The 6,991-nt window shown below is 71.2% G+C and carries 6 protein-coding genes; 5 read left to right on the top strand and 1 reads right to left on the bottom strand.

Annotation, left to right across the window (positions count from 1 at the left end; genetic code table 11):
* Positions 1-1,436 (bottom strand): M81 family metallopeptidase (locus ACE3Q3_RS11245; protein WP_374445875.1); only part of this gene is annotated, 1,436 nt, incomplete at its 3' end.
* Between the two features lie 132 nt (positions 1,437-1,568).
* Here ACE3Q3_RS11245 and ACE3Q3_RS11240 point away from each other — a divergent pair.
* The 5 genes from ACE3Q3_RS11240 to ACE3Q3_RS11220 form a co-directional block, all read left to right on the top strand.
* Positions 1,569-3,161, top strand: coding sequence for an ABC transporter substrate-binding protein (locus tag ACE3Q3_RS11240; RefSeq protein WP_374445872.1), 1,593 nt, complete (start codon positions 1,569-1,571; stop codon positions 3,159-3,161).
* 52 nt (positions 3,162-3,213) lie between these two features.
* A complete protein-coding gene (locus tag ACE3Q3_RS11235) occupies positions 3,214-4,191 on the top strand; it encodes an ABC transporter permease (RefSeq protein ID WP_374445869.1) in 978 nt (325 codons plus the stop codon).
* 3 nt (positions 4,192-4,194) lie between these two features.
* Positions 4,195-5,040: an ABC transporter permease gene (locus ACE3Q3_RS11230; protein WP_374445866.1), complete on the top strand. Its 846-nt coding sequence runs from the start codon at positions 4,195-4,197 to the stop codon at positions 5,038-5,040.
* Complete coding sequence (locus ACE3Q3_RS11225) at positions 5,037-6,650, top strand: ABC transporter ATP-binding protein (RefSeq protein ID WP_374445863.1); 1,614 nt, start codon at positions 5,037-5,039, stop codon at positions 6,648-6,650. Before ACE3Q3_RS11230 ends, ACE3Q3_RS11225 begins: the two co-directional genes overlap by 4 nt.
* Before the next feature lie 142 nt (positions 6,651-6,792).
* A partial coding sequence (locus ACE3Q3_RS11220) for a hypothetical protein (RefSeq protein ID WP_374445861.1) occupies positions 6,793-6,991 on the top strand: 199 nt, incomplete at its 3' end.

Raw genomic sequence — 6,991 nt, 5'->3', positions numbered from 1 at the left:
GCGAAGCGGAAGGGCAGGCGGGTGAGGTCGACGCCCGCCGGCCCGGGCGTGTCGACCTCGACGAAGGCGCGGCAGACCGGGCCGTAGGCGGCGCGGAAATGGTTCTTCGCCTTGATGCAGAAGAGCCGGACGCGGGCGAGGTCGATCCCGTGCAGGTCCATGTAGGCGAGGTCGTTCACCGGCTCGCGCTTCTCGGTGACGATGATGTCGACCTGCCCGACGCGGAGCACGGCGGTGCGGCCGAGGCGGGTCTCGACCCCGCGCAGCATCGGCCCGCGGTTGACGAAGATGCCGTCGGTCAGGCGCACGACTTCGGCGTCGATCGCCACCGGCGGGCCGAAATCGGCGGTGATGCGGCCGCCGAGCGTGCCGCGGACGCGGCCGCCGACCCCGGCCTCGCGGGCACGGGCGACCATCCCGGGATCGAAGAAGAAGGCGAAGACGGCGGGATCGTCCGGGGCGAGGTCGACGAGCGCCCGCAGCAGGCCCGGCGTGTCGGCGATGCCGCCCGAGTAGATGTTGTCGGACGCCTCGACGACGGCGACCGGGCCGGTGCCCAGCGCCAGCGCCGCGCGCAGCCCTTCGTCGGGGCCGGGCCGGACGACGTCGAACTCCGGCGCCTTCCGCCGGATCGCCTCGGCCATCTCCTCGGCCGCCCAGCGGGCGGTGGCGGCGTCGCCGTCGGCATAGACCATGACCGAGGCGCCGGTGTTGGGCGTGTCCGCCCACGGGAAGCCGCCGAACGGCGTGATGTCGAGGATCGGACCCCGGGTCAGGTCGCGCGCGATCGCCTCCAGATCCTTCATCGGACCCTCGGCGGTGCGCATGTTGTGGCTGTGGATGATGCGGCCGGCGCGGAGCAGCACGCCCGTCGGCCGGAGCCGCCCCTCGACGGTGGCGACGAGCAGCGCCAGCACCTTCTCGGCCACCTCGTACATGTCGACGTGCGGCAGCGTCTTGTAGCCGGCGGCGACGTCGGCGATCTCCGCGATCTCCGGCGCCATGTTGGCATGCATGTCGAAGCTGGCACCGATCGGGACCCGTCCCACCGTCGCCCGCGCCATCCGCAGGACGTCGAGGTCGGGCGTGCGGCGGCGCTCGGTCGCCAGCGCCCCGTGCAGCGACAGGTAGACCGCATCCCAGCGGCCGGCGGCGAGCCCCTCGCGGACCTCCTCCAGGAAGGCGTCGAACAGCGCGTCGTCCATCGGGCCGCCGGGCTGGGCCGCCGCACAGCGCAGGACCTCGACCCGCCAGTCGGGATTGGCGTCGGCGAAGGCGGCGACGGCGCCGAGTTCGGTCGGCGTGCCGCGGAAGCGGTCGAGCACGGCGGGCCCCTTCGCCCACTCGCTGTTCTCGAAGTCGGCCAGCACGCTCGGCACCGGCGAGAAGGAGTTGACCTCGAGCCAGATGCGGGCGACGGCGAGGCTGCGCGGCATGGCGATCTCCGGGACGGTCGTCGAGTCCGATCGCTCGACCAACGCATATTGCATTCTGCGCGGTATACAATCTACGCTGCCGTGCGACGGCGGCCGCGAGCGCGGCCGGCAACCATCCCCGAGGAGGTTCCCATGGCGCGCCTACGTCCGCTGCTGGCCGCGACGGCCGCGGTCCTGCTGGCCGCGGGGCTGGCCGGCCCTGCCGCCGCCCAGACCCCGACGCCGCCGCGCGGCGGCACCATGAACATCATCATCTCGCCCGAGCCGCCGACCCTGATGCTCGGCATCAACCAGACGACGCCGGCGGCGATCGTCGGCGGCAAGATCTACGAGAGCCTGCTGCGCTACGACTTCGACCTGAAGCCGATGCCCGGGCTCGCCAAGTCGTGGACGGTCTCGCCCGACGGCAAGACCTACACCTTCAAGCTGCAGGAGGGCGTGAAGTGGCACGACGGCACGCCCTTCACCGCCGATGACGTCGTCTTCAGCGCCAAGACCTACCTGACGGCGGTGCATCCGCGCTCGCGGCCGATCTTCCAGCGCGCCGAGGAGATCTCGGCTCCCGATCCGCTGACCGTGGTCTTCAAGCTGAAGGGGCCGTTCGCGCCCTTCATCATGGCCTGGGAGCCGAGCACCGCGCCGATCGTGCCGAAGCACATCTACGAGGGCACCGACTTCCGCACCAACCCCGCCAACGCCAAGCCGGTCGGCACCGGCCCCTTCAAGCTGAAGGAATGGGTGCGCGGCTCGCACATCCATTTCGTGCGCAACGACGACTACTGGCAAAAGGGCAAGCCCTACCTCGACGAGATCTATTACCGCGTGCTGCCCGACGCCAGCGCCCGCGTCGTCGCCATGGAGACCGGCCAGACCCACCTCTCGGCCTTCGCCGACATCGAGACCTTCGAGGTGCCGCGGCTGAAGGCGCTGCCGCACCTGGAGATGACCACCAAGGGCTACGAGTACCTGGCCCAGATGGTCTGGCTCGACTTCAACCTGCGCAGGCCGCCCTTCGACGACCGCCGGTTCCGCCAGGCCATGTACCATGCGATCGACCGCAACTTCCTGCGCGAGCGCATCTGGTTCGGCCTCGGCAAGCTGGCGACCGGCCCGATCCATTCCAGCATCCCGCACTACGACGCCAACGTGCCGAAATATCCCTTCGACCCGAAGAAGGCCGAGGCGCTGCTCGACGAGATGGGGCTGAAGCGCGGCGCCGACGGCGTGCGCGCCCGGGTGACGATGGAGCAGCTTCCCTACGGCGACGTCTATGTCCGGGCCGGCGAATACATCCGCCAGGCGCTGGGCCGGGTCGGCATCCAGGTTTCGCTGCGCAGCGCCGACGTCGCGACCTGGGGCGACCGCGTGCGCAACTGGGACTACGACATGACGCTGCAGGTGCTGAGCCAGCTCGGCCACCCCGCCCTCGGCGTCTCCCGCCTCTACATCTCCAGCAACATCCGCAAGGGCGTGCTCTTCAGCAACGTCAACGGCTACACCAACCCGCGCATCGACGAGCTCTTCGACAAGGCCGCGGTCGCCGTCGACGCCAAGGACGCGCAGGCGATGTACAGCGAGATCCAGCGCATCCTGGTCGAGGACGTGCCGGTCGCCTGGCTGCTCGAGCTCGACTTCCCGACCTTCATCGACAAGCGGTTCCGCAACGTCGTGACCTCGGCGATCGGCGTCCGCGACGGCTTCGCCGACGTCTACATGCAGCGCTGACAGGACCGGCGGGCGGCGACGCCCGCCACTCCCGTCCAGGGAAGAGGGGGCCGTGGAGCGGCTGGAATACATCGCCCAGCGGGTGGTGAAGGGCGTCGTGGTGCTGCTCGGCATCGTCGTCCTGAACTTCCTGCTGATCCGGCTGGCGCCCGGCGACCCGGCGGCCGTCATGGCCGGCGAGGCCGGTGCCTCGGACGAGCTCTTCCTGCAGCAGTTGCGGCAGCAGTTCGGTCTCGACCGGCCGCTGTGGGAGCAGCTCTGGGCCTACCTCGCGAACATCCTCTCCTTCGATTTCGGCTTCTCCTACCGCCAGCAGCGGCCGGTCGTCGACCTGCTCGCCGAGCGCCTGCCGCCGACCCTGCTGCTGACCGGGACCGCCTTCGTGCTCTCGCTCGCGGCCGGCGTCACGCTGGGGGTGATGGCGGCACGCCGCGCCGGGCGCTGGTCCGATTCCGCGATCACCGTCGTCGCGCTCTTCTTCTACGCGACGCCGCTCTTCTGGGTCGGGCTGATGGGCGTCTTCCTCTTCTCGGTCACGCTCGGCTGGCTTCCGGCCTTCGGCATGGGCTCGGTCGGCGTGACCCTGACCGGCCTCGACCGCTGGGCCGACCTCGCCCGCCATCTCGTCCTGCCGGCGCTGACGCTGACCCTCTTCCACATGGCCGTCTATGCCCGCATGACCCGCGCCTCGATGCTCGAGGTCCGCGATCAGGACTTCGTGCGCACCGCCCGCGCCAAGGGCGTCGGGGAGGGGCGCATCCTGCGCCGCCACGTCCTGCGCAACGCCATCCTGCCGGTGGTCACCATCGCCGGCATGAAGGCCGGCTACCTGCTCGGCGGCTCGATCGTGGTCGAGACCGTCTTCGCCTGGCCCGGCATCGGCCGGCTCGCCTACGAGGCGGTGCTGCAGCGCGACTACAACGTGCTGCTCGGCGTCTTCCTGGTGACGTCGGCCGTCGTCATCGCCGTCAACCTCGTGACCGACGTGGTCTATTCGCTGGTCGACCCGCGCATCGAGCTCGGGGCCTGAGCGATGACCGGTTTCGCGGAGTTCTGGCGGCGCTACCGCCGCAACAAGGGGGCGGTGGCCGGGCTCGTCGTCCTCGTGGTCATCCTGGTGGTGGCGGCGCTCGGGCCGCTCGTCTATCCCGCCAGCCCCTGGGACATGGCGGGGGCGCCGTTCCAGCCGCCCTTCTCGGCCGATCACCCGCTCGGCACCGACACGCTGGGCCGCGACGTCGCCACCGGCATCGTCCACGGCGCGCGGGTGTCGCTGCTCATCGGCTTCGTCGCGACCCTGGCGGCGCTCGGCGTCGGCGTCGTGGTCGGCGCCGTCGCCGGCTATTTCGGCGGGCGCGTCGACGACGTCGCGATGCGCCTGACCGAGTTCTTCCAGACGATCCCGAGCTTCGTCTTCGCCGTCGTGCTGGTCGCCATCTTCACCCCCGGCATCGGCTCGATCGTGACCGCGATCGCGATGGTGAGCTGGCCCGCCGTCGCCCGGCTGGTGCGCGGCGAGTTCCTGACGCTGCGCACGCGCGAGTTCGTCCAGGCCTCGGTCGTGCTCGGCCGCACGGCGCGGCACATCATCTTCGTCGAGATCCTGCCCAACGCCATCTCGCCCATCATCGTCTCGGGCTCGCTGATGGTGGCGACGGCGATCCTCGTCGAATCCTCGCTCAGCTTCCTCGGCCTCGGCGATCCCAACATGATGAGCTGGGGCTACATGATCGGCGCCGCCCGGTCGGTGGTGCGGCTCGCCTGGTGGTGCAGTTTCTTCCCCGGCCTCGCCATCCTGCTCACGGTGCTCGCCCTCAACCTCGTCGGCGAGGGGCTGAGCGACGCCCTCAACCCCCGCCTGTCGCGGGAGGGGCGATGACCACCGAGCCCCTGCTCCGCGTCCGCGACCTCCGGGTGGCGCTGCCGGCGGGCGGCGACCGCGCGAATGCGGTCGACGGCGTCTCCTTCGACCTCGCGGCGGGCGAAATCCTCTGCATCGTCGGCGAGTCCGGATCGGGCAAGTCGCTGACGGCGTCGGCCATCATGGGATTGCTGCCGCGCTCGGTCCGGGTCGCGGGCGGGTCGATCGCGCTCGCCGGCACCGACCTCCTGCGTCTCTCCGAGGACGAGATGCGGTCGCGTCGCGGCCGCCTCGTCGGCATGATCTTCCAGGAGCCGATGACGGCCCTGAACCCGCTGATGCGGGTCGGCGACCAGATCGACGAGGTGCTGGCCGTCCATACCGACCTGCCCGAGGCCGAGCGCCGCGCCCGGGTCGTCGAACTGATGGCGAGCGTCAACCTGCCCGATCCCGGGCAGTTGCGGCAGGCCTTCCCGTTCCGGCTGTCGGGCGGCCAGCGCCAGCGGGTGATGATCGCCATGGCGCTGGCGCTGGGGCCGTCGCTGCTCATCGCCGACGAGCCGACGACGGCGCTCGACGTGACCACCCAGAAGCAGATCCTGGCCCTGGTCAAAGAGGTCCAGGCCGAGCGCGGCATGGGCGTCCTCTTCATCACCCACGATTTCGGCGTGGTGGCCGAGATCGCCGACCGGGTGGCGGTGATGCAGCACGGCCGCATCGTCGAGATCGGGCCGGTAGCGCAGGTCCTGAACCGCCCCGAGCACCCCTACACCCGCGCCCTCATCGCCGCCGTGCCGCGGCTGGAACCGCGTCCCGCCCGGCCCGTCGCCGGCGTCCCGGCGCTGGTCGCGCGGGCGCTGACCAAGACCTACCGCACCGCGGGCGGACTCTTCGTCCGCCGCCGCGTCGTCGACGCCGTGAAGTCGGTCGACCTCGAGATCCGCCAGGGCGAGACCCTGGGCGTGGTCGGCGAATCCGGCTCCGGCAAGTCGACGCTCGGGCGCCTGCTGGTGCGGCTGCTGCCGGCCGACGGCGGCAGCGTCGAGTTCCGCGGCACCGATCTGCTGACGGCGCCGCCCGGGCGCCTCCGGGCGCTCCGGCGCGACGTGCAGATGGTCTTCCAGGACCCCTATGCCTCGCTCAACCCGCGGCGGCGCGTCGGCGCCATCGTCGCCGACGGGCTCCTCGCCCAGGGCCGGCCGCGGGCCGAGGCGCTGGCGCGCGCCCGCGAACTGCTCGGCCTCGTCGGACTCGACCCGGCCGGCGTCGAGCGCTACCCGCACGAATTCTCCGGCGGCCAGCGCCAGCGCATCGGCATCGCCCGGGCGCTGGCGCTGGAGCCGAAGCTCCTGATCGCCGACGAGCCGGTCTCGGCGCTCGACGTCTCCGTCCAGGCCCAGGTGCTGGAACTGCTGAACGAGGTGCGGCGGCGCTTCGACCTGGCGATGCTCTTCATCACCCACGACCTCCGGGTGGCGGCGCAGGTCTCGGACCGGATCGCCGTCATGCGCCGCGGCGAGATCGTCGAGACCGGCCCGACCGAGACCATCTTCCGCGCCCCGCAGCATCCCTACACGCAGGAACTGCTCGACGCGGTGCCGGGGCGAGACTGGTCCGCGCCGGCCTGAGCATTCCCGCCGGTATACAATCGCGTCGCCGGCCGCGCGATCAGGAACGACCTCCGCAAGCCCCGGTTTTTCGGGACGCAGGCAGCTTTGGCCTTTTCGATCGATCGGAATCGTATACGATCGTGTCGCGAAAGGCGGGTGCATGGCGCGGTCGACCCATCCCGATGTCCTGGCGGCAATGCTGTTCGCGTCGGTTGGCGGCGTCGGCATCGTCGCGGCGCACGGGCTGGATCGCGGCAGCCTGATGCGCATGGGTCCGGGCTACCTGCCGACCGCGGTCGGCATCCTGCTGCTGCTGCTGTCCGCCGCGCTGGCGCTGCGGGCGGTCGCCGCCGGCGCCG

The sequence above is a fragment of the Allostella sp. genome, assembly GCF_041913585.1.
Classification (GTDB): Bacteria; Pseudomonadota; Alphaproteobacteria; order ATCC43930; family Allostellaceae; genus Allostella.
This window is presented reverse-complemented; position numbering and strand designations above follow the sequence as displayed.